The following is a 2847-nucleotide window of genomic DNA, read 5'->3' as shown; positions in this document are numbered from 1 at the left end:
ACGGCGTCCGGCGCCCGGCGGGTCGGCAAGCCGACGTGGGTCTCCCTCGAGCATCCGCTGACGCTCGTCACCGCGCTCCGTCGCCCACCGGACCTCGCGCAATGGGTCGTCACCGAGGCGCTGCCCGCCGTGTCCGGGCCCGGGAGGGTCGTCGAGTACGTCTCGGTCGTCGACCATGGGTGAGCACTGGGAGTACCTGCGGGTCTACCTCCTGGACTTCGAGGAGATCCCCGTCGTCCTCGAGTCGGTCGTCCAGCCGTGGCTGTCGGCTCACGCGGCCGACGTCGCGCGCTGGTTCTACATCCGCTTCCTCGACGAGACCGGGGTCCACCTGCGGCTGCGGCTCCAGCTCACCGACCCCTGGTCGGAGGTCGCCCACGACCTCGAGGACGTCCTCTGGGACTGGTGCGCACGCCGGACGACCGCCGACGCCCGCTGCGTGCGGTTCGTCCAACGGCGGCACTACGCACCGGAGTACGCGAAGTTCGGCGGAGCCTTGGGCGTCGAGCTGGCCCACCGCATCGCGCACCTGTCGAGCGAGGCGGCGGCCCGGCTGCTGCCCCAGCGCGACCGCATACCCGTCATGGCCCTCGGCGCCGGCCACCTCTGGGTCATGCAGGCGACCTTCGCCCCGATGCTCTCGACGACCTTCATGTACCAGTACGGCTGGTACTGGACCGGTCGCGGCACCGTCGGCAGCGGCTGGGCCTCGATGGTCAAGGACTCGCTGGCCCGCCCGGAGGCCATCCGCTTCGACGCCGTCCGCGCCGTCGACGTCGCCGAGCGGGTCGTCGAGGACGCGTGGGCCGGTCCGGTCCTCACCGACTACGCCGAGGCCGTCCGCGACGAGGTGGACCGGATCCGCCCGGAGCTGTGGTCGCACTCGATCGCCCTCGTGCTCCACCACCACCTGCACCTCATGAACAACCGGCTCGGCGTGCTTCCTCTCCAGGAGGCGCACCTCGCGCGGATGCTCCACATCGGCCGGCAGATCCAGGCCGAGCTGGCGGCCCGCCGCGAGCTGCCGGCACGGGCCTCCCCGGGGTGAGCCGGGCCCCCGTGATGACACCCGTCATCCGCTCCCGATGACGGCCGGCATCTCCCGGCCGGGCCGTCGGGCTCGCTAGGTTCGTCCGCGTCGGATGGCGGAGGGGCCAGACGGATGGTGGAGGCCAGGGGGACGCGATGCAGGACCGAGCGGTGTTCTATGCGATGACGGACGAGGATGTCCTCGACCATCCGTGGCGGACGCCGGAGGGGGGTCCGGGCGCGGCGTCGCGGTCCCTGGCACCCGCTATCGACGCTTTGCCGGCGGGCTGGGCGAGGGGGGAGCACGGCCCGTGGAGCATCGTCGCCGGGCCTGCTCCGCTGCCCGACGACGGGTGGAAGATCCACGTGGGGGCGACACCGGACCGGGCCTGTCACGTCGCCGGCGTCGTCGCCCGGCTGTGCACCGCCCAGGGAGTGACGTGGAAGGTGCTGCGCACGGCCCGGCTCGTCGCGATGACCCAGAGCAAGTACGCCCCGCGGGAGTGCAGCGGCAAGGTGTGCACGATCTACCCGCCCGACGAGCCCACCCTGGCGCTGCTCCTGGAGGAGCTGACGAGCCGGCTCCGGGGGGAGCCGGCATCCCGGGTCCTCGGCGACATCGGCGACCCGGACGCCCCCGTGTCGGTGCGGTGGGGAGCCTTCCGGGTCGCCTGGCTGCGCGGGCCCGACGGTGCCCCGGTCCCGGCGACCCGCCTCCCCGACGGCACGGTCGCCCACGACGTCCGCGTCGGGGCCGCGCACCCCCTCACGCTGCCGGACTGCGTGCGCCGGCTCAGCGAGCGCTCCACCCGGGCCGACTGCCGGCGCACCGTGCCGGTCACCGACGTGTCCCTCCTCGTGCGGCACAACTCCGGCGCCGTCTACTCCGCGACGTTCGAGGGGCGGCCCGTCGTCCTCAAGGAGGCCCGGCTGCACTGCGGGTATGCCGGGGACGGGTCCGACGCGGTGACCCGGCTGCGGCACGAGCACGAGGTGCTCCAGCGGCTGTCCGGGCACGGGGTGGCCCCGGAGCCGCTGGCCTACCTCGCGTGCGGCGGGTCGGAGTTCCTCGTCACCGAGCGGGTCTCCGGAGAGCCGCTCGGTCGCCGGGTGTCCGCCACGGGTCCGACGTCGTGGGCGCCCGGCGACAGGGCGGCGGCGGACCGGTACGACGCCTGGTCGCGCCTCGTCCTGACGGACCTCGAGGACGTCGTCCGGAGGATGCACGACCTCGGCATCGTCCACGGGGACCTCCACCCGAGCAACGTCATCGTCACCCCGGACGGCACCGTGCGCCTCGTCGACCTCGAGTGCGCCTCGCTCGACGGCCGGCGGGTCACGCAGGGCGGCGGCTCGGCGGGCTTCACCGTCCCCGGTGCCGGCCCGGACCGCGACCTCGGCGCGCTCCGGCGGCTCGGCATCCTCCTCGGCACGGCCGCCGTCGTCGTCCTGGACCGCCGACCCGACCTCGAGGACGTCGTGCGACGGTCCGCGGCGGAGGACCGGGCGTATGCGGTCTCGGGAGTCCTGCCGCCCGTGCGCTCGACCGGCCCGTCCCGCGAGGACCTCGTCGCCGGCGTCGTCGCCTCGGCGACCCCACGCCGCACCGACCGGCTCCACCCGGGATCGGTCGCGCAGCTCGACACCCCCGGTGGGGGACACGGCCTGTGGACCGGGGCCGCGGGCGTCCTGCTCACCCTCGACGCGATCGGTGCCCCCCTCCCGCCGGAGCAGCTCGCCTGGCTCGCCGGCACGCCGGTCCCCACGCTCGCCGAGCACCGCGGCCTGGCCTTCGGTGCCGAGGGCGTCGCATACGCC

Annotated in this window: 3 protein-coding genes; all 3 read left to right on the top strand. The window is 74.7% G+C overall.

Annotation, left to right across the window (positions count from 1 at the left end; all coding sequences use genetic code 11):
• A partial coding sequence (locus BN12_RS25495) for a hypothetical protein (protein ID WP_048555446.1) occupies positions 1-183 on the top strand: 183 nt, incomplete at its 5' end.
• Complete coding sequence (locus BN12_RS20765) at positions 176-1048, top strand: thiopeptide-type bacteriocin biosynthesis protein (protein ID WP_048555444.1); 873 nt, start codon at positions 176-178, stop codon at positions 1046-1048. The genes BN12_RS25495 and BN12_RS20765, both read left to right, overlap by 8 nt.
• 137 nt (positions 1049-1185) lie before the next feature.
• Positions 1186-2847: class III lanthionine synthetase LanKC N-terminal domain-containing protein (locus BN12_RS20760; protein ID WP_048555442.1), on the top strand; the 1662-nt coding region annotated here is incomplete at its 3' end.

Origin of the sequence: Nostocoides japonicum T1-X7 (assembly GCF_001046855.1) — a bacterium.
Lineage (GTDB): Bacteria > Actinomycetota > Actinomycetes > Actinomycetales > Dermatophilaceae > Nostocoides > Nostocoides japonicum.
This window is presented reverse-complemented; position numbering and strand designations above follow the sequence as displayed.